The sequence below is a fragment of the Rhizobium sp. YTUHZ045 genome (assembly GCF_051124255.1).
GTDB lineage: Bacteria > Pseudomonadota > Alphaproteobacteria > Rhizobiales > Rhizobiaceae > Rhizobium.
This window is the reverse complement of sequence record NZ_CP101433.1, coordinates 328,231-349,535: the sequence shown is the minus strand read 5'-3', so window position 1 is coordinate 349,535 and position 21,305 is coordinate 328,231. Positions and strand designations below refer to the sequence as shown.

Genomic DNA, 21,305 nt, shown 5'->3' with positions numbered 1-21,305 from the left:
GCTTGCCGCCTGCAATCCGGGTCGCAGGCCTATCGATGCATTTGTCTTCCACGGAAGCGGAACAATGATCTGCCGGCGAGGTTGTGAATAGGCCTAGCATGCAAAGATCCCCAAGGAGGACATTAGAATGCGTATGAAACTCGCAGCAGCTTCACTTTTCGCTCTCGGCATGGCCACGTCGGCTTTCGCCCAGTCCAACCCTGCACCGGCCGGCGCCACGATCGACAAGAACCAGGCCGATCAGGGCGGCGGCGCCACGACCGACACGAAGGCCAAGAAGCCGATGGCCACCGATACCACCACGACCGGCTCAACGACCAGCGGCACGATGAAAATGGACAAGACCAAGTGCCCGAACCCGGTCAACAACTCCGCCAATCTCCAGACGCAGGGCGGCACGAGCAACGCCACGCCGATGGACGAAGCCTGCGCAGCGCATAACAACTGAGCGACTTGCCTGCTCAATGAACCCCGCTTCGGCGGGGTTCATTCCGAGGGAAGGCATATCTGCCACCCTTCCACCGCTCACTTTATCCATTTCCACAGCCTCCCGTTTCCAGACATTCAGCAAAATTCTAGTTGAGATTGCAGGCGCGAGATGGTCCTATCGTACCTGCGAAGCCGTGAGTCCGCGCTCTCCTTCCGATATTTGAACCCGAGCGGCCCATGTCGATTTCAGATGCGATCTATCGTCCTTTCGAAACCCTGATCCGGCCGCTGGACATACCCTACCGGCCGCTGCCGTCGAAAGGGCCGGTGACGGTGCTCCTGCATTTCATCGGCATGTTTCGTGGCGTGCTGATTGCGCTGGCGCTTTGCTCCATGGTGTTCGAGGTGATCAACCTGACGATCGTCTGGGGGCTTTCGGTCATCGTTGACGGTGTGACTGAGCTAGGTGCTGCCGCCTTCCTGCAGAGTGAATGGCGGCTGCTGACCGTTCTCGGCCTCCTGATCTTTCCCGTAATGCCGATCGTGTCCTTCATGCTCAACACGCTGAACTCGCACACATTGGGCATAGCAATGCCGGCCGCCATCCAGTGGCAGGGGCACAAGGCGGTGGAGCGGCAGGATCTCGCCTTCTTCCACGATGTCTATGCCGGCCAGGTTTCCTCGCGGCTGCAGCAGGTCTCGTCTGCCGTCCAGCAGCAGATCCTCGCCGCTTTCCAGTCCATTCCGCGCTTCCTGATGCAGCTGGTGGGCTCGGTGATCCTGCTGAGCGCGCTTGCCTGGCAGCTTGCGCTGCCGGTCGTCGTCTGGATCGTGCTCAACGTCGCCTTCACCGCCAAGATCGTGCCCGTCTTCGTCGAGCGCTCGCGCCGCACCGCCAAGCAGCGCAGCCTGGTCGCCGGCGCCATCACCGATCTCTATACCAACATGCAGATGATCAAGCAGTTTGCGGCCGAAGACAGCGAGGCGGGCGCCATCCGCCGCATCATCGGCAAGGCAGTGCAGACGCAGCACAGCGAACAGCGCATCTACCGCTCGTCGGAAGTGACCGTCGTCATTTTCAATACGCTCTTGTGGCTGAGCATGCTGGCGATCGGATTTTCTGGCCTCGTCAAAGGCTTCCTCACGGTCGGCGAGTTCGTCGGGGCGATCTATATCCTCCACCGGCTGTCGTCGCAGATCTTCGTCTTCCTGCAGATGGGCCAGCAGATCTTCCAGGCGATCGGCACGATCAAGGACGCCATGCCTGTCATGACGACGCCACCCACAATCATCGACCGGCCGGATGCGACCAATCTCACGGTGCAACAAGGCGAAATCCGCTTCGAAAGCGTCCGCTTCGCCTACAAGTCCGGCAAACCCGTCATCAACAATCTGTCGCTGACGATCCGGCCAGGCGAGAAGGTCGGTCTCGTCGGTCTGTCAGGCGCCGGCAAGACGACGCTCGCAAACCTGCTCCTGCGCTTCTACGACATCAACGAGGGCGCAGTCCTGATCGACGGGCAGGATATTCGCGCGGTCACCCAAATGAGCCTTCGCCGCGCGATCGGCGTCATCGCCCAGGATGTCGCGCTGCTGCATCGCTCGGTCGGCGACAATATCCGTTACGGCCGGCCGGAGGCGACGCGGGAAGAGATCGAGCGGGTGGCGAAGATGGCGAGCGCCGATGCCTTCATCGCCGATCTTGCCGACAGCGAAGGCCGCAAGGGCTACGATGCCTTCGTCGGCGATCGCGGCATCAAACTGTCGGGCGGCCAGCGCCAGCGCGTCGCAATCGCCCGCGTGCTCCTGAAGAATGCGCCGATCCTGGTTCTCGACGAGGCGACCTCCGCTCTCGACAGCGAATCCGAAGCCATCATCCAGGAAAGGCTGAACCTCGTCATGGAGGGAAAGACGGTGATCGCCATCGCCCACCGCCTCTCGACGATCGCCAGAATGGACCGCATCGTCGTGCTCGATCGCGGACGGATTGTGGAAGAAGGCCGGCTGGAAGAACTGGTCGAACGCGAGGGGCTGTTTGCACGGCTGTGGAGGCGCCAGACCGGTGGCTTCATCCCTGAGGACATCGATTGAGCGGGGCAGGGGGCTGTCATCGCTTGACTCATCGAAAAGGGATTGGTACCAATGGGTAATCGATAACCCAAAGCGAACCCGTGACTGCTTCACTCAACGACATAGCCGCCCGCGCAGGCGTTTCCGTCAAGACCGTGTCAGGCGCTCTGCATGGCGGTTCGGCGCGCATGTCGGAGGAAACGCGCCAGCGGATCAAAGGGATCGCCGAGGAACTCGGTTACGTCACCAACTTCGCCGCTCGCAGCATGCGGCAGGGCTGGATGCCGCTTGTCGGCCTCGTCGCCGATGACCTGATTACCTCGCCTTTCGCGACCGAGATCATCAGGGGGCTCGACGGCGCCGTGCGTGCTTCCGACATGGCCGTCTTCGCCATGACGCTCGGCGGACATCGCAGCGTCGGATCGATCCTCGATGAGATGCGGCGCTTTCGCCCGCGCGCGATTGCCTATGCGGCCATGTATCACAAAAGCGTCGACCTGCCGCGTGAATTTGCCGATACCGTCGGGGTGATGATCAACTGCCGGGACGCCAATGATCGTGTGACGTCCCTGGTGCCGGACGAGACGGGAGCGGCGATCGAAATCACGCAGTACCTGATCGAGGCAGGCCGTCGCAATATCGCCTTCATCAACCTGCCCGGCATTCTCGCTGGCGAACTGCGCGAACTCGGTTTTCGCCAGGCGCTCGATCATGCCGGCATCAACGGAGCCGGCGCCGTGGTCTTGCCGGCCGTCGGCAAGGCTGTTTACAGCGACCGGGCGCCTAGCCTCGTGGCAACGCATGTGCATGAGTTGATGAAAGGTCCCCGGCCATCCGATGCCATCCTGTGCGGCAATGACCGCGTGGCGATGGAGGTCTATGCCGCACTGCGCCGCTCGGGCGCGACCATCCCCGATGACGTCGCGGTCGCGAGCTTCGACAACCAGGTCGAGATCGCCTCGCGTCTCGATCCGCCGCTCACCACCATGGCGCTGCCGCACCGCGCCATGGGCCGCCAGGCCGCGCACATCCTGCTTGCCGAAGACCGACCTCCGGTCGGGGTGCAGAAACTACCGTTCCAGTTGGTGGAACGGGCATCCGTGTAAATTGAGGAAGGCCCATTCAATTGAGGAGGAATTCTAATGGGTAAACGTTTACTTTGGTCTCTCGTCCTGTCTTCGGCACTGGTCGCCACTTGGGCTGACGCAGCCGAAAAGACCGCGATCCAGGTCATGCATCAGGGCGATCCAGGCTTCGTCGCCGCCTATGGCAAGGTCGCCGAGCGCTTCGAAGCCGCCAATCCCGATGTCGATGTCCAGTTCATCTATGCGCCGCACGACGCCTATAACGAGAAGTTCAGCGCGGCCGTCATGGCCAAGCAATTGCCCGACGTCATGGAACTCGATGCGCCGTTCCTCGCCAATTACGTCTGGTCGGGATATCTTCAGCCGATCAAGCCGCTGATCGACAAGGACGTCCTCGACGACATGACGGAGTCCAACATCGCTCAGGGCACATATCCGATCGACAAGGATCTCTATGCGATCGGCCTGACGGACTCTTCCGTCGTTCTTTACGGCAACAAGAAATATCTCGAAGCGATCGGCGCCCGCATCCCGAAATCCGTCGACGATGCCTGGACGCGGGAGGAGTTCGAAACCTATCTCGAGAAGCTCTCGAAGCTCGATGGCGTGAAATGGCCGATTGACACCTTCCGCGGCTACGGCATCAAGACCGAATGGATAACCTATGCCTACGGCCCCATCCTGCAATCGGCCGGCTGCGATCTGATCGACCGCAAAGTCTGGAAATCCGAGGGCACGCTCGACAGCGACGCCTGCGTCGATGCACTCGCAATGATGCAGAAATGGGTTAAGAACGGCTGGGTCGTGCCACAGTCGGCCGGCACCAACCAGTTCTACGCCGAAGGCAATCCGGCGGCCCTGGCGCTCGGCGGACATTGGGTCTATGCGGAGGCGGTAGCCGCCATGAAGGACAACCTCGTCGTCCTGCCGCTTCCGAAGTTCGGCGCAAAGAGCGTAAGCCCCAATGGCACCTGGATCTGGGCGATCACCAAGACATCGAAACATCCCGATATCGCGGCTAAGTTCATCAGCTTCCTGCTGAAGGACAAGGAATACCGGGCCTATGTCGCAAGCCAATCCGGCTACCCCGGATTGAAGAGCTTCGCTGCCGAGTCTCCGCTCTATGCCGATGGCGGTCCGATGGCGATCGCCTTCGAACAGGCATCGAAGACCGCCGTCGCACGTCCGCCGCATCCAGCCTATCCCACAATCACGTCGGCCTTCATGCAAGCCGTCGACGAGGTGTTCAATGGCGGCGATCCCAAGGAGGCGCTCGCAACAGCCGCCAAGAAGATCGACCAGGACATCGAGGACAATGACGGATACCCGCCGTTCGGTGACGAGCAATAATTGCCCTCGCCGACCAATCGGAGCCTTGCGATGTGTTCGTGTGACATCGCAAGGCGGAACCGACATCAAGCCTGGAGAGGAGGAGCTGTATGGCCATGCAACAATCGACATCGTCGCGATCCGCCCGAATAACGCTCCGGCGTGACAAGGGACGGCTGATGCAGGAAGCGGCCATGCTCGCGCCGGCCGTGATTCTGTTGACCGTCTTTCTGATCGTGCCGTTCCTCCTGTCTTTCTGGACGGCGATGACCAACCAGCCTCTCGTGCCCCGGCCGACGCCCGTCCGCTTCGTCTGGTTCAACAATTTCATCCGCATCTTCCAGGACGATCTCTTCTGGACGGCTCTCTGGAACGTCTCGCGCTTCACCTTCTGGATCATTCCGGTGCAATGCGGCCTCGCCTTTGCGACGGCGCTGCTGCTGCATCAGAAGCTGCCGTTGCGCAATCTGCTGCGCGGCATGTTCTTCCTTCCGGCGATCACCTCTATGGTGGTGGTCTGCGTCATCTGGGGCACCCTGTTCCAATATCCGACGGGACCGTTCAACCAGATCCTCGGCTTTCTCTCCGGCGGAGCGATCCAGCCGATCGATTGGCTCGGCGATCCCGAATGGACGATGTTCTCGATCGTCCTGCTCTCGGCCTGGCAAGCCTACGGCTTTCAGATGATCGTCTATCTCGCCGGCCTCCAGGGCATTCCCGACGAGCTCTACGATGCCGCCAAGATCGACGGCGCCAACGGCTTCCGGCGATTCTGGCATGTCACGATGCCAGGCCTGCGGCCGACCCATGTCTTCGTCCTCGTGATCACAACTATCCAGGCATTCAAGCTCTACACCCAGGTCGCCATCCTCACGCAGGGCGGGCCGAAGAGCAGCACCGAGACGGTAGTGCATTACATGGTCCGCGCCGGCTTCGAAGAGCAGAAGATGGGCTATGCCTCGGCCGTTTCGGTCATTCTGTTCGTCATCGTTCTCATCATCGCGCTGATCCAGCGCCAGCTCCTGAGGCGCTTCGATGTCTGATATCGCTCTCTCGATCCCTCAGGCCCGCGCGGCGCGGCCGCGCTCCGCCGCAAGGGTTCTGCGCACCATCCAGACGGTCTCTATCTTCATCATCGCCCTGGTGATCGTCTCCCCGTTGCTGCTCCTCGTCGTGGCGAGCCTGAAGGATGACCGGTTCCAGATCCTGGCCGATATGGGCAGTTTCCGCGCCTTCTGGGTTTCGAAACCGACGCTCTCCAACTATGCGGAGGTCGGCCACCTCTCAGGCGAACTCGCCTTCGGCCGTTACCTCATCAACTCGCTGATCATCCTGATCACAACGGTCTGTTCCGGCCTGATCGTCAATTCGATGGCCGGCTTCGTTCTGGCCTGGGGATCGCTCAAGGGCCGCGCCGTCATCCTGTCGATCGTGATTGCGCTTTATGTGATTCCGCAGGAAAGCATCATCATGCCCCTCGTGATCATGGTTTCGCGCGCCGGAATGGCCGATACCTTCGCAGTGCAGATCGTACCCTGGGTCGCGAGCCCTCTCTACATCTTCTTGTTCTATCAGTTCTTCACGCAATTGCCGAAGGAACTGCTGGAAGCCGCCGAGATCGACGGCGCGTCCTTCTTCCGGGCCTATCGCTCGATTTTCCTGCCCCTCAGCCTGCCCGCACTGGCCACCGTCTCGATCCTGATGGGCATCGAGACCTGGAACCAGTATCTCTGGCCGATCCTCGTGACGCAGACGGATTATGCCCGGCCGATCGCCGTCGCCATCGCGACCTTCTTCGGTCAGGACAGCATCTATTGGGATCGGGCGATGGCCGCCTCCGTTTTGATGATGATCCCGATCCTGGGGCTCTACCTCGTTTTCCAGCGCTGGTTCGTGAGTTCCTTCATCGGCTCCGCCGTGAAAGGTTGAATTGATGACAAGCCAAGCGATGACTCCGTCCCATGAACGCGGGCCGGAGACGATCAGCGCCGTCCTGCCCGCGGGAGCGACGATCCACGCGTGGATCAAGGCCCGGCATGGCGGCGCCGTGGGAAGATTGACCGCCCATGTCGATGGCGATCCGGCCATCACTGTGGAAACGTCAAATCGCCATGAATTCGAGTTTCGGGTGCTGACGCTGGAAAGCGGAGGGGAAACCGACTTCTCCTACGATCCCGTGACGACGCAGGTCTCGGTTCTCTACGCCTTCCTTCAGCCCGGCGTTCTCGAAAAAGGCATCCGGATGCTGCATGTCGGGTCTTCCAACGTCGCACCCGAAATCTCCGGCGGTTATCACTTCCGCCCACCCTTCGGTTGGATGAACGATCCCAACGGTTTTGGTAGATTCGGCGGCAGGGTGCACCTGTTCTACCAGCACTATCCCCACAGTCTGCGGTGGAACAACATGCATTGGGGTCACGCGGTCTCGGACGATTATCTTCACTGGAAGCATCTTCCGGTCTTTCTTCTCCCTTCGGACGAACTCGCCGCACGGGCCGATGGACGCGGTGGCGCATTTTCCGGCTCCGCCATCGCGCTCGATGGCGCGGGAATCCGTATCTTCTTCACTGAGCATATGAAGGGCCGGGAGCCGGAGGAGCAGGTTCAGTTCACAGCCATCAGCCACGATCTTGTCAACGTCGAGCCGGCGAGCCTCATCCTGCCCGCCCGACCGGCCGGGCTCGGTCTGACGACCGACTTCCGCGATCCCTACGTGTTTATGGGCCCGGACGGCAAATGGAAGATGCTGCTCGGGACGCGAGACCGCGAGGGCGGCGTCATCCTGCTCTATGAAACCGATGATCCGGCCGCGGCGACGGGATGGACTTTCCTCGGGGTGCTTCATCGCGAGAACCGCTTCGGAATGACGGCCGCGGAATGCCCCTGCCTGTTGCCCCTCGACGGTCCCGCAAACGACCCATCGACGCGCTGGGCCCTGATCTTCGGTCTTCTCACAAGCCGCGATCCGGCAACCGGCCGGCGCAACATGACGATTGCGACGGTCGGCCGCTTCGATGGGGGCAGCTTCTCCGTGGAATTCGAACAGGAACTGGATTTCGGCACCGACGCCTACGCGTTCCAGGCCTTCGTCGATGGCGGCGGCCCGGTCGGCATCGCATGGCTGGCGAACTGGACTGACGTCTCCAAGGATATCGACATGGCAACGGCGATGACGCTGCCGCGTCGGCTGGCATTGCACGAGGGGGCTCTGATCACGCCACCGGTCGCCGGTGTCGAAAGCCTGCGGCAGCGGCGGCTGGATGCCTATGGCCTTCTGGACGGCCAGGCGGTCGACCTCGCCAACGGCGCCGTCGAAATCCTGCTCACCCTCAAGGAGCCGGGCAAGGCGTTCCGCCTGACGTTCGAACATCCGCAGGCGGCGCTCGAGGTCCTGTTGAACGACGATGGGCTGAGCATTCCCTTTTCGGTGGCGAATGCCAAGGTGTCGCCACGCTACATCGCCGCCGGCGCGCGCCCGTCGACCATCCGGATATTCCTCGATGCAGGTTCGATCGAGGTCTTCGCCGACCATGGCCGCTGGACCGGAACCAAGCGGCTGCCCGGCTTAAGCGGGGTAAGCTCGGTGCGTCTCAACGCGCCCGAGGGGAATGTGCTCGCTATCGAAATCTGGCAACTCAGTCTTTGATCTGCGAGGCAGCACCGGGCAAAAGCACGGCCGCCGAGGCGGCGGCCGTTGCGAATGGACACCGCGGTCGAGCGGCTCAGGCTGCCTTGCCTTTGCCCTTGACGTTGGCCGAGGACTCGGCGAGCTGCGTGAGCTTCTTGTCAGTCGCCTCTTCCTCGGCAAGCGTAGCCTGCAGCAGTGGCACTGCATCCTTGAGGCCGAGCTGTTTTGCCCAGGCGATCAGCGTGCCGTAGCGGGCGATTTCATAATGCTCGACGGCCTGTGCGGACGAAATCAGACCAGCATCGAGGGCGACCGTGCCCTTAAATTCGTCCATGATCTCCTCGGCTTCGGCGATGATGCCCTGAATGGCCTCGCAGGTCTTGCCGCGTGCCGGTTTGCCGACCATCTCGAAAACCTGTTCGAGGCGCTCGACCTGAGCCTGGGTCTCGTCGCGATGCTGCAGAAAACCGGCCTTGCCCTCTTCCGATTGCGCGGCGCGGGCCATCTTCGGCAGGGCCTTCAGGATCTGCTTTTCGGCGTAATAGATGTCCTTGAGAGTATCGAGAAACAGATCGTTCAGAGTCTTCTCGGTTGCCATTTAATCCTCCTGTGGCGTGTCGTGACGACAATCAACTCTCGCATCGGTCGGATGTTCCGATCGGAAATATGACGCCCCCTTGAGCGGGGGCGTCATATCTGTCCGGCCAAGGAAGAGACCGCCCAATCGAGAGTACCGGGACGGCGATCACCGAACGATTGCGGCAGGCCGTTGTTCCCGTCCGCGAGCCGGCGAGCAGTCGCCGGCCAAGCCAGGACTTTTGTCCGGTATCGTACGGCAACGAATAGGGAGCCAGCGACTTTCCTTCTCATCCCAGGAGAGAAAAATGGCTTCCTCGTCTTCAGTACGCCCCGCATCGCATTGCAAAGAAAAATCCGCGATCGAGCGGGAGATCGTCGAGCTGACACCAGCATTGCGCGCCTTTGCCCGAAGGTTCCTGCGCAGCGATGATGACATCGACGACCTTGTTCAGGAAACCCTGCTGAAGGCGCTGAACTCGCTTCACCTCTACCAGCCCGGCACCTCGCTCAAATCCTGGCTTTTCACCATTCTGCGAAACACCTTTTGCACCAATTATCGCCGGAAGAAGCGCGAGCCGGCCGGAATGGACGCGGCGATGGAACAGGTGGCGATCGCCCCGACCCAGGAGTGGGTACTGCGGGAACATGAATTGCAGCGGGCGTTGACGCGTCTTTCCGACGACAGGCGCCGGGCTCTGACATTGGTGGCTGCCGGAACGAGCTATGAAGACGCCGCCAAAATGTGCGGGTGCCGGATCGGCACATTGAAAAGCCGGGTGAGCCGCGCCCGCGAGTGCCTGATTGCAATGCTCGGAAACCATCTCGTCGATTGAGCGGCTTGCGCCGGCCGCTTCGCCTCGAGCGGAACAAACGGTCGTGGTCCTGGTTCCAAACCTAATCGATAGGATCGGCAGATCGAATCGATATGGGCCAACCGCCGGGCCAGGCTGAAGAGTCATGAACGCGCGAAGCCACGCCATCTTTCCCAGAGTCAATCGCGCCGGATGGTTCGATACGCTTCGCGTGTTGACGGCGGTCGTGGCCCCAACGGTTGCCAAGGGCATCATCATTCGCCGCCCGACAATGGAGCGTCTGGCGGAGCGGCAGGGCTTCGACACAACCGCCGTGGAACAGATGCAGCGGCTGAAACACAAATACGGGCCGGCCCCTCTTCTGCTGCCGATCCCATTGCGACCACAGCTGCTGATCCTCGATACGGCCGATGTCGCCACGGTGCTTCAATCTTCGCCCGAACCGTTTGCCGCGGCGACGGCGGAAAAGCATGCCGCCCTTGCTCACTTCGAGCCGAAGAACGTGCTTATCTCATCGGACTCGCGGCGCGCCAAGCTTCGGCCCGGCCATGAGCACGCTTTGGCAGCGGCAGACCGGCTGCATCCAAATGCGATGCATTTCAAGAATATCGTCGACGAAGAATTCCTGCAGGTCCTGAACTTACCCCGTGAGCTCGATTGGCCGGCCTTTTCTCAGGCCTGGTTTCGGATCATCCGGCGAATTGTCCTCGGCGAACGAGCGCGCAACGACGTCACATTGACCGAGACCTTGAACGAACTTCGAGGCCGGGCGAACTGGGCATTTGCCGCCCCGGTCGACCAGCACAAGCTTGCCCGCTTTCATGAGCAGGTCGGCCGCTATCTGGGGAACCCGGAAAAGCACAGTCTGGTCAACCGGTTTCCCAGGGGCGATGAGCTTGCTCCGGAAAACCAGGTGGCCCAATGGCTGTTCGCCTTTGATGCAGCCGGAATAGCCGTTATGAGGACGCTCGCCTTGCTGGCCTGCCATGTGAGCTACTGGGGCAAAGCCGTGGAAGAGGCCATCGGCGGGGATCTCGATCGGCCCTTCACACGCAGTTGTCTGCTGGAGATTTTGCGTCTCTGGCCGACGACGCCCGCCATCCTCAGGCAGCTGACCAGGGACATCCAGTCAGGCGACAAGGTCATCGCTCGCGGCACTGGCGTCATCATCTTCGTCCCCTTCTTCCATCGAGACCCCGCGCTCCTCTATGCCAATCGGATGGAACCGAGCATCTGGGGACAGAACGATGCGTTGCCGGCCGCAGGGCTCGTGCCTTTCAGCGCCGGTCCTGTCATATGCCCGGCACATAATCTCGTGCCGACGATTGCAAGCCTTGCCGTGGGCACATTCTTGTCGGCCGCCGAGATTGTGCTGCTGCATCCCTCTTTAGACGTCGCCAATCTTCCCGGCACTCTCAATCACTATGGCATCCGGCTGAAGCTGACTGCGCGGCGCAGGGAGAAATAGATGCTGCCTCAATGGCCTCGGCACACTTCGGGTCGCGCCGGCTCACAGCCTTTGCATGACCCCGTAAACGAGGATCAAGACGTAGAGCAGAAAGGCGATAGCGACCACGGTCGCGATCACAGCGATGACCAGCCACAGGCTTTTCAGCGCATCCCGCTGCCCTTCTTCGCTCGGCCGGTCCAAGCGGATCGGGTCGTCTTTCGGCCACTTCGTCAAGGATTGGCTTCCGTTGAAGATTGCGTGGGCTGACCGCTTATGCTGATCGAGTCCCGAGAGAGCGTAGCGCCGAACACGATCACGAGCCCGACCAAGAGAATGGCTCCCAAATAGATCATGAAAGCGCGACGGTCCGATTCCTGGCTCATCTTCTCTCCTTCGGTCCTCGAACCAAGGGAAACCCGGAATGTTCCAGATCAAGAAATCGAGAAGGGTCACCAGCGTAGCAGGCGGGGTCCGGTGACGGCGCCGACAGCGCCGATGAGCAGGATGCCGAGCGTATACCAGATCAACACGAAAGGCATGCCGTTTTCGGTGCAGAACCAGGAATAGACCCAGGCGCCGGCTGCTCCCGCGGCAATGCCGGCGACGAAGCCGGTCAGCCGCAGATCCACCGGCGCTGCACGGCGCAGTGCCCAGACCGTACCGGCATAGACCGGGATTGCAAAGCCTGCGATGAGCGGCGGGCAATGCAGCGCCGAGGAGCCGAGGATCAGCAATCGATAGCTCTCGCTCGGTGCCATCAGAAGCTGAATGGCCGCGACGGCCGTCATGGCGGCGAAGATCAAGGCGAGCAGACCGAAAAAGCGTCCCTCCGAGCCATCGGGGCGGGAAAGCCGAAAAACGGCGGCAAAGGCGGCCGCCGCGATCAGGGCATTATAGGCCGACTTGATCCAGAAGACCGGCAGCATCAGCACGTCTGAGATATCGACCCGCGGGCCGAGAATGATCAGCATCAGCAGCAGGGAAAATGCGAGGGCGGGCGCTATGCCGAGCGCAAAGCGGCGCCATAGCGCGTTGCGCGGCACCGGCTTCAGGTCGCTTGTCAATCGTTCGATGATATCGTCCGTCTTTGTCACGATGTGCCTCGCAATCTCTCTCCGAGCGCCTTGAGCGCCCGATGGATGCTGACTTTCACCGCCGATTCGGATTGGCCGGTGCGGTTTGCGGCGTCGGCGACCGAGCCGCCCTCGAGCTTCACCTGCCGTATCAGTTCCTGCTGTCTCGGCGGCAAGCCGTCAAGCAACCGCTCGACGTCCAGGCGGGCAGTCAGTCTGTCCTCCCTGAAGTCGCTTTCGATCTCTTCATCAAGCTCTGTCTCAGCGAGCCTGCGTCCGCCACGGCCGCGGTGATGGTCTATCAACTTGTAGCGGGCGATGGAGAAAAACCAGGCGGTAAAAGGTCTGTTCCGGTCATAGGTAGACCGTCGGGAATGCAGTGCCAGCAACGTCTCCTGCACCAGATCTTCCATGTCCGCTCTCGTCGCCGCAGCCATTCTGCGGCTGTAATAGCCGACAAGCAGCACACGCAAAGCCGTCAGCAAACGCCGATAGGCAGCCTCGTCCCCGTCAAGGGACAGAAGCATCAATGCTTTCAGGGCTTCTTCCGAATGGGCGGTGGTCATGCTGTCAAAGAGCTCATTCGTAAAAGCGGGCAATCGGTTACAGGGAAACCAAAGATTTTTGCAATACAGCTCTATAGCATATGAACGTGAAGCTGTAACGAATTGCGACTCGCAGCTGAAAGCATCGTGGTGGCGCATGCAGATCGACCGAAACGATTGCGTCGAGCTGACCCCCAATGGGCGGTCGTGGATCTCCCGGCAGGCGGCAATGACGAACTCTGGGAGTTGTGGCGAAGACCGGTGTACCGGATACGGCTGCCGCTGTTTCAGCCAGAGCCCTACAAAGTCTGTCGCTTCGATTTTCTCAGAGGCCCGATCAACCGCTCGTATTCCTCCTCCGCCCTGCCATAGGCGTCGGCGGCGAATTCCTCGAGGCCGGCGCGATCTCTGACGATCACCAGGCCGCGGACCGAGCGGATAAAATGGTTGCCCTCGAGCAGATGGAGAGCCGTGGTGACGCTCGGCCGCCTGACCGCCAGCATCAGAGCGATAAACTCATGCGTCAGGGCGAGCTTGTCGCCATCAATGCGGTCGTGGCACATCAAGATCCAGCGAGCCAGCCGCTCATCGATCCCGTGAATCGCATTGGAGAGCGCAGTGAATCCGGCCTGGGTCGCAAGAACGTGCGTGCTCTTGTGCAGCAGGTCGGAAAACACCGGCTGTGTTTTCATCAGATCCACAAGCTTGTCCTGCCGCATCCGATAGGCAAAGCCCGGCACCTGGACGGCGACCTCGGTGACGCTGATTCCGCCGTCTATCGCTGCCGCCGTGGGGGCAAACCCGTCACGGCCGAACAATCCGGCTTCGACGCGATTGCCTTCGGGCGAAACATTGATGATCGAACCTACTCCCGAGCACGGGAAATATGCGTAGTCGATCGTGGCGCCGGCTTCGGCCATGACGAAGCCGCGAGGAGTATCGCAAGGTTCGAGATCCGCAACAACAGCTGCAAGCTCCTCCTGAGGCAAGAGGGCGAATAGCCGGTTTTCCCTGGTCGGTGTCGTTGCTGCCAATGCTCGCCCTCCGGAAGTGTGGGGTTGGGCGCAGTCTGATCGTTTCAGGTGCGAAATACGGACTCGCTAGGCGGCTCTTGCACGCAACTCACCAGGCAGCCCTTGGTTCCCGATTTGCGCGGAATTAACGAAAGGAATGTCGCCGGACTTGCCGGCGGGCCTCGATCTCCGGATAGTTGTCAATTCGCTTCAACTTCCCCTGGTTCCCGCGCGTAAGCAGCTCAAATCTGTCCTCGGGTTTCGGGAACCGACTCTCGGTCCGGTCGTTCGGGCGCAATCGCCTGCTTCAATCGAATAAACACGGAGAATGATGATGCGGCTGATGCTCAACCTTTCCCTTCTCTTCCTGGCCGCGAAGCCTGCCTTTGCTGCCGATGAAGCCTGACAGCGAAGTGAAGGACATGACCCCTCGAACAGCATCGGGCCTGCGGCCGGCGCCGTTCACGTCCCGCGAGATCGGCGCCGCCCGCAGGCTCAATGCCCTGCTGCGCTTCCTTCCCAGCTATCATACCGATCGGCGCTGGAACGCCAAAATCGTGCAGACCTCAATTCGCGTCGCGCAACTGCTGGCTCCAGACAGGCTGCTGCGCCGCAGGCACGTTGTCACCCGCATTGTCACAGCCGACGGCAGACGGATCGGCTTGAGGTTGATGCTTCCGAACGGAGCCCCGCGCGGCCTTTACGTCCATTTCCACGGCGGCGCCTGGGTGATGGGCAACGCCCGCTTTGACGACGGCATCACCTGCCCGATCGCAAGAGACTGTCGGATGGTAGCGGCCGGCGTCGATTTTCACAATGCCGCCGACGACCGGCTGGACCTCGCTCTTCTGGACAGCAAAGCGTCGATCGAATGGCTGGCCGACCATCTTGCCGAGTTTGCGGTCGAGAGGATGATCCTCGGCGGCGAGTCCTCGGGTGCACATCTCGCCGCGGAATCACTTCTTCATCTTCGAGCGCGCGGTAAGGCGGAGGCCGTTGCCGGCTTCGTTTCCATGTGCGGCGCATTCGATCTCGGCGGGTCGCAAAGCCTGCGCCGCTCCACCGGCAGAAGCCTGGTGATCGACGGGCCATCGGCGCTGCGCAATCTGCAGCGACTGACGCCAAGCCTTTCCGGGCGTGAGGCGAAGGGTCCGTTGTTTGCCGATCTCTCTGGCCTGCCCCCCGCCCTGCTGGTCGCCGGAGCGCTCGATCCGATCCTCGACGACAGCACCTCGATGTATGAGCGATGGCAGAGCCAAAGCGGCAATGCCGACTGCGTCATCTTCCCGGAGGCCCCGCACGGCTTCAACCGACTACCGACCAAGCTGGCGGCCAGGTCGAACAGTCTTGTTAGGGCCTGGATATCGCAGAGGCTCGACCGCCCCGGCGCGGATGGCGGCTGACCTAGTCCGGGCCTTCGAGTCTGTACGCTATTGCACAATGTATTGCTCAACGATTCTAGATGGTTAGGTTCGCCCGCAGCAAGGCCGCATTTATCACCGATGCGCGGATGGACATGGATGACCAACAATTGAATTTTCGGAATGAACTTTTGCGCGCCATGGGCCCGCAGGAGCAGGAACTCCTGCTGCCGCATCTGGAGCCCGTCGATCTCGAGGTGCCCAAGATCCTCGAAATGGAGAATAGCCCGGTCAGCGACGTCTATATTCTCGAATCAGGGCTCGCTTCGATCGTGGCGAGATTTCCAGGCGGGCGCGATATCGAAGTGGGCATCGTCGGCCGCGAGGGCATGACGGGTGCGGCCGTCATCCTGGGCGGCAATCAATCCGCTAACCGGACGTTCATGCAAGTCACCGGCCATGGCTTCAAATTGCCGGCCTCGGTCCTTTCTGCGGCGATGGAGCAAAGCCGCCCCTTACGCAGCCTGCTTCTCGCCTATGTCCAGGCGCTGCTCGCGCAGACGACGTCGACGGTGCTCGCCAACGGCCATGCCAAGCTCGAGGAGCGGCTGGCGCGATGGCTGCTGATGGTCCATGACCGGACTGACGGCGCGACCATCTGGCTGACGCATGAGTTTCTGGCGGTGATGCTGGGCGTGCGCCGCGCCGGCGTTACGGTCGCGCTGCACCTGCTGGAAGGCAAAGGCCTGATCCGGTCCACGCGCCGCCAGATCGTCATCCTCAACCGGCGGGGATTGATCGAAGAGGCGCACGGATCTTACGGCGCTGCCGAAGAAGAATATCGGCGGCTGATTGGCAAGGATCTCGCCCGCTGAAAAGCATGCCGCCGCGTGAGCGCCTCAGGACCGCTCCCTCCGCTCCTTCTCGGAGGCATGCCAGGCTCTGTCGATACTGCCTTCCTCCGCCTTGTGAAAGAATTGCGAGCAGACGAGCCAGCCTTTCAGCGGCCTCAGAATGAGAATGCTGGCGATGACGCTGAGGGGCAGGCTGACGATGAGATGCACCCAGATCGCCGGCTCGAACGTGAATTGGAACCAGAGGGCAAAGGCGAGCGCCGGAACGGCGACGATCGACATCGCGAAGAAGGCCGGCCCATCCGCCGGATCGGCAAATGAATAATCCAGGCCGCAGACTTCGCAGCCTCTGGCGAGCGTAAGATATCCGGAAAACAGATGACCCCGCTGGCACCGCGGGCAGCGTCCCAAAAGTCCCGTGAGGGCAGGGTTCGTCGTTACCTGATAATTGGTGGGAACTTCATTTTCGGGTTCCATTCCCCTCGAACCGCGCCCGAACGGGCAGGTTCCGCAGCCGACGGTGTTTTTGGCGGACCGGCGGTGGATCAGCCTGATCCTGGCGTGATGCTCTGGTCGTCCTTCTCGGACAGCGCGCCGGCGCCGGGCGTTTTGCTTTCGTCTATGAGATGATCCTTGGCGTGAGGGCCGGCGGGCGGGTTTTTCCTCGCATCGGCGGTTTCCTTTTCGGTTCCTTCGATGTCGGCTCGCGCTTTTTCACCGTCATTCATGAGCTGCTCCTCGTCAGATTGTGATGACCGACCGGCCGTTTCGATCTCCTCCCCGCCGTGATCGCAGCAGTTCGGGAGAGCCCCCTTTTTGCCGACGCCAGACGGCCGACCGACAGCAGCTTGACCTCGTCAGTCAAACCGTGGCGATAAAGGCGAATGAGCAGAGCGGCGACCTCCTGCATTTCAGGCGAACGCACGGCTTTGCCGGCCTCGCGGCAGATCACATCCAAGACGATTTGCAGACGCTTAAGATCGGCTGAATCGAGCGCTTTCAAATGGATGGACTGAGAATCGAGCATGACCCTGGTCCCTAAGCTTTTCACCGTGCGTTTTTTGAATAATGGGACTCTATTGCAGCCGAAACAACTCCTCGTCCTCCATTGTACGGAAGCGGACATCCACCGCATCGCGCGCCCGAAGGGACGCGAGGCGCTTCAGTGATAATAGGACGAGTCCCCTCCGAACAGAGCGGCGATCATCGCGTCCACGTCGGAAGGACGCCCACTGACAACAAAGCCGCCCGGCGGTGTTTCGGATCGCTCGTCATAGGCAAAGATGAAAGGAATCCGCCGTGTCTCCAACCAATCATTTATCCAGAGCATGGCCTCGTCGGAAATCGTCACATCGATGATCACCGCATCGAACAGGAGGCCCTCGCTCAAGCATTCCATGGCGCTGGAGATGACAACGGGGCCGGCGAGCACCGCCTGGCGCGCGATCAACGCCTTTCTTGCACCGTCCGAAAGGAAGCCGGCTTCACCAATGATAAGGATCGTCTTGCCGGCGACCGGACTGAGCGACTTCATGGCGGACGCCTACTGTAATCCAGGTTTTAGGGTGATCATGCTGTTCAATGGCGGTTAGAAACATAGGCGGGTCCGCGCCTGTATCGTGCCTACCATATTCGAGCCTGTCATGCGACGTTCATTTTTCCCTGACCGCCGAACCCTTGCCGGGCCGCCTTGTTCCCCGGCGGTTGGGATCCGGGCGCCGGCCGTGCGATCCGTACGTTTCCGCACCAGCTGTTGAAATCGATGACCCTAAGTTTAGGATCGTCGCATACAAGGGGAGGAACGCGGATGATGCAGCACGCGGGAATCACGAAGCCGCCGTTACAGCCCGACGACGTGGCAATGCTGACCTCGGTCCTTGAAGACTGGTGCCAGGAAAAATCATGCGGGATCGCCAGCCCGGCAGCCGAACATATTGCCAGAGAACTCGTATCCTGGTTCGAATGCGGCATTCGAGACAAGCATAGGCTCGCAGGCCTGATGCGGCATGTGTATCTGGATCCAGAGGACCTGCTCGTCACCCCGGATGCACCGGCCTGCGCACATGTGCGCGAGAATGCCGGGCGGGCGGATGGGCACGATGGATAGAACCCGGCAAAGTGCTCCCGCCCCGGCAGGTCATTCCGAACTCGGTTTTGTCGATCGGCAGATCGCTCTGCGACAGATCGTTGCCGATCTTAGAACCCTGCGCGATGGAGTGCCGGACAACTTCGGTCGAGCTCCGGCTCTCGATCGTCTGCTTCGCATGATCGACGCTTCGGTCATATCGATTGCCAAAGCGGATGACGAGGAATGGGAGTTCATTCTTATGGAGCTCCTCGATCTTCGCGCGACGATGACGCGTCTTGCCACTGGCGGCGCCGAAACGTCCCACTGATTTCGACAGCAGGATTTGAAACGAGGATATTGTCGCCGTTGAAGGGCGCCCTGGTTCTTTTCCAAGGAACCTTAAGACAGGCTATGGCATTGATTCTGCAACGATGGGGCGGCTGATGCCAAGATTTTATTTTAATGTCGTTTCAGACACCGGCACGGTCGTTGATCCCGATGGTTCGGAACTGGCAACCATTGAAGACGCCAGGCGCGAAGCCGTTCAGGATGCAAGAGCCCTCATGAGTCAGGCAATTCTTTCGGGAAAAGACATCTCAGCGAGAAAGATCTACATCTGCGACGAACAGGGGACCCTGCTTCTGATCGTGCCTTTCGCCGATACGATCAGGAGTGCCGATTAGTGGGGCGCCGGATCGGCAGACCGATCAAACGTTGATATTCGCGCTCCGGAACGCCGTAGCAGCCGGCTGCGATTTCTTCCAGCCGGTCCCTGTCGAGGATCCTGACATTGGCGCGCGTCGACCTGATCGCTCGAAGACCTTCGATGACGTGCAATTCGTTGGTGACGCCTGCGCGGCGCACGCCGAGCATGATGGCCAGCAGTTCATGCGTCAGCGGCAGGTCACTGCCATTCAGCCGGTCGTGGCACATCAGCAGCCAGCGGGCGAGCCGCTCGTGCATGTTGTAGCGCCCGTTGGCAAGGGCTGACTGGGCCAGCTGAATGTCGCAGTAATGCACGTATTTGAGGAACAATTCGTTGGCGACCGGAAATTCCGCCAGCACCTGCTTGAAGCTTTTCACCGACACCTGCACGCCGGAGCCGGCGACCTGAACGAAGGTGCGGTTGGGTGTGGTATCCGTTCTCAGCAGGACATGGAGGCCGGACATGCCGTCATGTCCGATGTGACCGACCTCAACGGCTTCGTCATCGCCATTGGCGGCCACCATTGAGGCAAGACCGCCTTCGATGAAACAGACATACTCGTTCGGCTGATCGGCTTCGACCAGAACATGTCTGGCCGGAAGTTCGATCAGACTGCCATCGCCGGTGAGCTTTTGGAATGCCTCGGCCGGCAGGGCCTTCAACAGCAGATTCCGAATATCGCTTTGGTCCGGTACGCGCATGCGCTTCTCCTGGCGGGAGACAGCCCGTGCTCATACCGACGCCTCTTTGGCGGTAATGAGAGGTATATGGGTCACGCGCGCAATGATGACCATCTTCAGATAAGTTTTGTACGGTTCTGACAAAAGCCGAGCCATAGTCCCAGGCGCACCGCTTCTGGGATAATTTCCTGCCCGACACGGAACGCTCTCAAACCTCCCTCGGCAGCCTGATCACGAACCCCGTGCCGGGCTCCCGGTTTTCGATGTGAAGCTCGGCCCTCAGTTGCTGCACCAACGCCCGCACGATCTTCATTCCGAGGCTTTTTCCGCCGTTCTCGCCGGACAGCACTTCCGGCGGCAGTCCTCGTCCGTCGTCGGCGATCTCGAGGCAGATCTCGTCGGCAATGCTCCGGGCGCTGACCGTGACGGCGCCTGCTACCTCGGCATAAGCGTGTTTGAAAGCATTGGTTACCAGTTCGTTGACGAGGAGGGCGATCTGAATCGCACGGTCGGCATCGATCATGCATGGATCGGCGACGACCGACACCGTGTGGCCGGAGGTCGATTGCTGCAGGCGTTGGCAAAGGCTGGACAGGAAATCGGCCAGATCCACCGTTTCGATATCAGGCTGGCGCCACAATTGGTCGTGCACCTGGGCAATGGTTCCGACTCGCGCTTCAGCATCCCGAAGCGCCTGTCCGACCTCCTCCTGTTTGGTCGAACGGGCCTGCATGGCGAGCATGGCCGCAACCAGAGCCAGGCTGTTCTTGACGCGATGGCTCATCTCCCGCAGCATGATCTGCTGATGCTCGTCGGCGAAATGCCGCTCGGTATCGTCCCGGAGCACCTTGAGAAAACCGGCGCGCTGGGCGCGCAGCGGCATGGTCAAGCCGCTGCCCCAGAATGTCGAGCCGTCCTTACGCAAGTGAAACCGCTCGTTCTCGGCGCGGCCGCGCTCGGCCGCCGCCTCCATCTCGCGCTCCAGCGCGCCCTCTTCGCGGTCCTCGGGAACGAACAGGATGCGGGCGTCGCGACCGAGGATCTCGCTCTCCTCGTAGCCGAAGATGCGGCAGGCGCCGGTGTTCCAGCTGATGATCCGCCCATCGCGGCCGAAGGCGAAGATCGCATAGTCGATCGCGCTTTTGAGAATAAGCTGGAGGCGCTCTTCGCTGGCGCGCCGAGCTTCGTCCTCATGCAGCATCTGCGTTCGGTCGCGGACGATTTTCAGAAGGCCATAGGTCTCGCCGGCATCGTTGCGAAGCGGCATCATCAGTCCCGAAGCCCAGAACGAACTGCCGTCCTTTCTCACATGCCAGCGATTGTCGTCGGCGCGGCCGGTGGTCAAGGCAAGCCTGATCTCCTTAAGCATTGCCCCGGCAAGCTGATCTTCGAACGTAAAGATCACGACACCGCTCTGTCCGATGATTTCGGATCCCGAATAGCCGAAGATTTTTTCGGCACCCGCGCTCCACGTCATGACAGTGCCATTGCGATCCATTGCAAAAATTGCATAATCCCGGGCGCTCTCAACGATGTGCCGATAGATTTCAGTCTCGTTGCTCGGGAGGGGATATTGATCCATGCCAGCGCGCGCCCCGCTATTGCCGTCGACTACATTAGCAC

Annotated in this window: 26 protein-coding genes; 14 read left to right on the top strand and 12 right to left on the bottom strand. The window is 60.8% G+C overall.

Going from position 1 to position 21,305, the window contains the following annotated elements; translation table 11 throughout:
• The first annotated feature begins 127 nt into the window (after positions 1-127).
• The 7 genes from NMA58_RS23845 (at position 128) to NMA58_RS23815 (ending at position 8,559) form a co-directional block, all read left to right on the top strand.
• Positions 128-448 carry a hypothetical protein gene (locus NMA58_RS23845; RefSeq protein ID WP_434714165.1) on the top strand — a complete coding sequence of 107 codons (321 nt, stop codon included), beginning with the start codon at positions 128-130 and terminating at the stop codon, positions 446-448.
• Between the two features lie 218 nt (positions 449-666).
• A complete protein-coding gene (locus NMA58_RS23840) occupies positions 667-2,520 on the top strand; it encodes an ABC transporter ATP-binding protein (RefSeq protein ID WP_434714163.1) in 1,854 nt (617 codons plus the stop codon).
• Positions 2,521-2,600: 80 nt separating this feature from the next.
• Positions 2,601-3,605 (top strand): LacI family DNA-binding transcriptional regulator, encoded by a 1,005-nt coding sequence (locus tag NMA58_RS23835; protein WP_434714162.1) that lies wholly within the window; start codon positions 2,601-2,603, stop codon positions 3,603-3,605.
• 36 nt (positions 3,606-3,641) lie between these two features.
• Positions 3,642-4,934, top strand: coding sequence for an ABC transporter substrate-binding protein (locus tag NMA58_RS23830; protein ID WP_434714161.1), 1,293 nt, complete (start codon positions 3,642-3,644; stop codon positions 4,932-4,934).
• 89 nt (positions 4,935-5,023) lie between these two features.
• The gene (locus NMA58_RS23825) at positions 5,024-5,956 is read left to right on the top strand and encodes a carbohydrate ABC transporter permease (RefSeq protein ID WP_434714160.1); all 933 of its coding nucleotides are present in this window, start codon (positions 5,024-5,026) and stop codon (positions 5,954-5,956) included.
• Entirely contained in the window at positions 5,949-6,842 is an 894-nt protein-coding gene (locus tag NMA58_RS23820) for a carbohydrate ABC transporter permease (RefSeq protein ID WP_097601679.1), read from the top strand. The genes NMA58_RS23825 and NMA58_RS23820 overlap by 8 nt, the downstream gene beginning before the upstream one ends.
• A 4-nt stretch (positions 6,843-6,846) precedes the next feature.
• Positions 6,847-8,559, top strand: coding sequence for a glycoside hydrolase family 32 protein (locus NMA58_RS23815; RefSeq protein WP_434714159.1), 1,713 nt, complete (start codon positions 6,847-6,849; stop codon positions 8,557-8,559).
• A 76-nt stretch (positions 8,560-8,635) separates the two neighbouring features.
• On the opposite strand, the gene NMA58_RS23810 is transcribed toward NMA58_RS23815, so the two are convergent.
• Positions 8,636-9,139 carry a ferritin-like domain-containing protein gene (locus NMA58_RS23810; RefSeq protein WP_097601680.1) on the bottom strand — a complete coding sequence of 168 codons (504 nt, stop codon included), beginning with the start codon at positions 9,137-9,139 and terminating at the stop codon, positions 8,636-8,638.
• Between the two features lie 286 nt (positions 9,140-9,425).
• Between NMA58_RS23810 and NMA58_RS23805 the strand changes: the two genes are divergently transcribed.
• Positions 9,426-9,953: a sigma-70 family RNA polymerase sigma factor gene (locus NMA58_RS23805; protein ID WP_183704965.1), complete on the top strand. Its 528-nt coding sequence runs from the start codon at positions 9,426-9,428 to the stop codon at positions 9,951-9,953.
• Positions 9,954-10,077: 124 nt separating this feature from the next.
• The gene (locus tag NMA58_RS23800) at positions 10,078-11,400 is read left to right on the top strand and encodes a cytochrome P450 (protein WP_434714157.1); all 1,323 of its coding nucleotides are present in this window, start codon (positions 10,078-10,080) and stop codon (positions 11,398-11,400) included.
• A gap of 42 nt (positions 11,401-11,442) precedes the next feature.
• On the opposite strand, the gene NMA58_RS23795 is transcribed toward NMA58_RS23800, so the two are convergent.
• The 5 genes from NMA58_RS23795 to NMA58_RS23775 form a co-directional block, all read right to left on the bottom strand.
• Entirely contained in the window at positions 11,443-11,616 is a 174-nt protein-coding gene (locus tag NMA58_RS23795) for a hypothetical protein (protein ID WP_434714156.1), read from the bottom strand.
• Entirely contained in the window at positions 11,613-11,765 is a 153-nt protein-coding gene (locus tag NMA58_RS23790) for a hypothetical protein (protein ID WP_434714154.1), read from the bottom strand. The genes NMA58_RS23795 and NMA58_RS23790 overlap by 4 nt, the downstream gene beginning before the upstream one ends.
• Before the next feature lie 66 nt (positions 11,766-11,831).
• Positions 11,832-12,476 (bottom strand): NrsF family protein, encoded by a 645-nt coding sequence (locus tag NMA58_RS23785; RefSeq protein WP_085781338.1) that lies wholly within the window; start codon positions 12,474-12,476, stop codon positions 11,832-11,834.
• Positions 12,473-13,021, bottom strand: a complete 549-nt coding sequence (locus NMA58_RS23780; RefSeq protein ID WP_434714362.1) for a sigma-70 family RNA polymerase sigma factor — start codon at positions 13,019-13,021, stop codon at positions 12,473-12,475. Before NMA58_RS23780 ends, NMA58_RS23785 begins: the two co-directional genes overlap by 4 nt.
• A 278-nt stretch (positions 13,022-13,299) precedes the next feature.
• Entirely contained in the window at positions 13,300-14,034 is a 735-nt protein-coding gene (locus tag NMA58_RS23775) for a Crp/Fnr family transcriptional regulator (protein ID WP_285192280.1), read from the bottom strand.
• Positions 14,035-14,435: 401 nt separating this feature from the next.
• On the opposite strand from NMA58_RS23775, the gene NMA58_RS23770 reads away from it, so the two are divergent.
• Positions 14,436-15,416 carry an alpha/beta hydrolase gene (locus NMA58_RS23770; protein ID WP_434714152.1) on the top strand — a complete coding sequence of 327 codons (981 nt, stop codon included), beginning with the start codon at positions 14,436-14,438 and terminating at the stop codon, positions 15,414-15,416.
• Between the two features lie 113 nt (positions 15,417-15,529).
• Positions 15,530-16,249, top strand: a complete 720-nt coding sequence (locus tag NMA58_RS23765; RefSeq protein WP_434714360.1) for a Crp/Fnr family transcriptional regulator — start codon at positions 15,530-15,532, stop codon at positions 16,247-16,249.
• A 24-nt stretch (positions 16,250-16,273) separates the two neighbouring features.
• Here the strand turns inward: NMA58_RS23765 and NMA58_RS23760 are convergent, their stop codons facing one another.
• The 4 genes from NMA58_RS23760 to NMA58_RS23745 form a co-directional block, all read right to left on the bottom strand.
• On the bottom strand, positions 16,274-16,705 hold the full coding sequence (locus NMA58_RS23760; protein WP_434714151.1) for a DUF983 domain-containing protein: 432 nt from the start codon (positions 16,703-16,705) through the stop codon (positions 16,274-16,276).
• 68 nt (positions 16,706-16,773) lie between these two features.
• Complete coding sequence (locus NMA58_RS23755) at positions 16,774-16,956, bottom strand: hypothetical protein (RefSeq protein ID WP_085781346.1); 183 nt, start codon at positions 16,954-16,956, stop codon at positions 16,774-16,776.
• The gene (locus tag NMA58_RS23750; RefSeq protein WP_434714150.1) at positions 16,953-17,255 is read right to left on the bottom strand and encodes a hypothetical protein; all 303 of its coding nucleotides are present in this window, start codon (positions 17,253-17,255) and stop codon (positions 16,953-16,955) included. The genes NMA58_RS23755 and NMA58_RS23750 overlap by 4 nt, the downstream gene beginning before the upstream one ends.
• Positions 17,256-17,390: 135 nt before the next feature.
• On the bottom strand, positions 17,391-17,762 hold the full coding sequence (locus tag NMA58_RS23745; RefSeq protein ID WP_210632043.1) for a hypothetical protein: 372 nt from the start codon (positions 17,760-17,762) through the stop codon (positions 17,391-17,393).
• 273 nt (positions 17,763-18,035) lie between these two features.
• Here NMA58_RS23745 and NMA58_RS23740 point away from each other — a divergent pair, with 273 nt between their 5' ends.
• The 3 genes from NMA58_RS23740 (at position 18,036) to NMA58_RS23730 (ending at position 18,979) form a co-directional block, all read left to right on the top strand.
• Positions 18,036-18,335: a hypothetical protein gene (locus tag NMA58_RS23740; RefSeq protein WP_210632042.1), complete on the top strand. Its 300-nt coding sequence runs from the start codon at positions 18,036-18,038 to the stop codon at positions 18,333-18,335.
• Positions 18,328-18,624, top strand: coding sequence for a hypothetical protein (locus NMA58_RS23735; RefSeq protein WP_434714149.1), 297 nt, complete (start codon positions 18,328-18,330; stop codon positions 18,622-18,624). The genes NMA58_RS23740 and NMA58_RS23735 overlap by 8 nt, the downstream gene beginning before the upstream one ends.
• A 115-nt stretch (positions 18,625-18,739) precedes the next feature.
• A complete protein-coding gene (locus tag NMA58_RS23730) occupies positions 18,740-18,979 on the top strand; it encodes a DUF6894 family protein (protein WP_210632040.1) in 240 nt (79 codons plus the stop codon).
• Here NMA58_RS23730 and NMA58_RS23725 read toward each other — a convergent pair.
• Positions 18,963-19,703 carry a Crp/Fnr family transcriptional regulator gene (locus NMA58_RS23725; RefSeq protein WP_183704936.1) on the bottom strand — a complete coding sequence of 247 codons (741 nt, stop codon included), beginning with the start codon at positions 19,701-19,703 and terminating at the stop codon, positions 18,963-18,965. The two genes, NMA58_RS23730 and NMA58_RS23725, sit on opposite strands and share 17 nt — an antisense overlap.
• Positions 19,704-19,890: 187 nt before the next feature.
• Positions 19,891-21,264 carry a sensor histidine kinase gene (locus NMA58_RS23720; protein WP_434714148.1) on the bottom strand — a complete coding sequence of 458 codons (1,374 nt, stop codon included), beginning with the start codon at positions 21,262-21,264 and terminating at the stop codon, positions 19,891-19,893.
• Positions 21,265-21,305: the final 41 nt, after the last annotated feature.

What these genes read in the sequence shown, in the direction of transcription:
- NMA58_RS23845 (WP_434714165.1), top strand. Translation starts at nt 128, where the DNA reads ATGCGTATGAAACTCGCAGCAGCTTCACTTTTCGCTCTCGGCATGGCC.
- NMA58_RS23840 (WP_434714163.1), top strand. Translation starts at nt 667, where the DNA reads ATGTCGATTTCAGATGCGATCTATCGTCCTTTCGAAACCCTGATCCGG.
- NMA58_RS23830 (WP_434714161.1), top strand. Translation starts at nt 3,642, where the DNA reads ATGGGTAAACGTTTACTTTGGTCTCTCGTCCTGTCTTCGGCACTGGTC.
- NMA58_RS23825 (WP_434714160.1), top strand. Translation starts at nt 5,024, where the DNA reads ATGGCCATGCAACAATCGACATCGTCGCGATCCGCCCGAATAACGCTC.
- NMA58_RS23820 (WP_097601679.1), top strand. Translation starts at nt 5,949, where the DNA reads ATGTCTGATATCGCTCTCTCGATCCCTCAGGCCCGCGCGGCGCGGCCG.
- NMA58_RS23815 (WP_434714159.1), top strand. Translation starts at nt 6,847, where the DNA reads ATGACAAGCCAAGCGATGACTCCGTCCCATGAACGCGGGCCGGAGACG.
- NMA58_RS23810 (WP_097601680.1), bottom strand. Translation starts at nt 9,139, where the DNA reads ATGGCAACCGAGAAGACTCTGAACGATCTGTTTCTCGATACTCTCAAG.
- NMA58_RS23805 (WP_183704965.1), top strand. Translation starts at nt 9,426, where the DNA reads ATGGCTTCCTCGTCTTCAGTACGCCCCGCATCGCATTGCAAAGAAAAA.
- NMA58_RS23800 (WP_434714157.1), top strand. Translation starts at nt 10,078, where the DNA reads ATGAACGCGCGAAGCCACGCCATCTTTCCCAGAGTCAATCGCGCCGGA.
- NMA58_RS23790 (WP_434714154.1), bottom strand. Translation starts at nt 11,765, where the DNA reads ATGAGCCAGGAATCGGACCGTCGCGCTTTCATGATCTATTTGGGAGCC.
- NMA58_RS23780 (WP_434714362.1), bottom strand. Translation starts at nt 13,021, where the DNA reads ATGACCACCGCCCATTCGGAAGAAGCCCTGAAAGCATTGATGCTTCTG.
- NMA58_RS23770 (WP_434714152.1), top strand. Translation starts at nt 14,436, where the DNA reads ATGACCCCTCGAACAGCATCGGGCCTGCGGCCGGCGCCGTTCACGTCC.
- NMA58_RS23765 (WP_434714360.1), top strand. Translation starts at nt 15,530, where the DNA reads ATGGATGACCAACAATTGAATTTTCGGAATGAACTTTTGCGCGCCATG.
- NMA58_RS23760 (WP_434714151.1), bottom strand. Translation starts at nt 16,705, where the DNA reads ATGGAACCCGAAAATGAAGTTCCCACCAATTATCAGGTAACGACGAAC.
- NMA58_RS23755 (WP_085781346.1), bottom strand. Translation starts at nt 16,956, where the DNA reads ATGAATGACGGTGAAAAAGCGCGAGCCGACATCGAAGGAACCGAAAAG.
- NMA58_RS23750 (WP_434714150.1), bottom strand. Translation starts at nt 17,255, where the DNA reads ATGCTCGATTCTCAGTCCATCCATTTGAAAGCGCTCGATTCAGCCGAT.
- NMA58_RS23745 (WP_210632043.1), bottom strand. Translation starts at nt 17,762, where the DNA reads ATGAAGTCGCTCAGTCCGGTCGCCGGCAAGACGATCCTTATCATTGGT.
- NMA58_RS23740 (WP_210632042.1), top strand. Translation starts at nt 18,036, where the DNA reads ATGATGCAGCACGCGGGAATCACGAAGCCGCCGTTACAGCCCGACGAC.
- NMA58_RS23735 (WP_434714149.1), top strand. Translation starts at nt 18,328, where the DNA reads ATGGATAGAACCCGGCAAAGTGCTCCCGCCCCGGCAGGTCATTCCGAA.
- NMA58_RS23730 (WP_210632040.1), top strand. Translation starts at nt 18,740, where the DNA reads ATGCCAAGATTTTATTTTAATGTCGTTTCAGACACCGGCACGGTCGTT.
- NMA58_RS23725 (WP_183704936.1), bottom strand. Translation starts at nt 19,703, where the DNA reads ATGCGCGTACCGGACCAAAGCGATATTCGGAATCTGCTGTTGAAGGCC.
- NMA58_RS23720 (WP_434714148.1), bottom strand. Translation starts at nt 21,264, where the DNA reads ATGGATCAATATCCCCTCCCGAGCAACGAGACTGAAATCTATCGGCAC.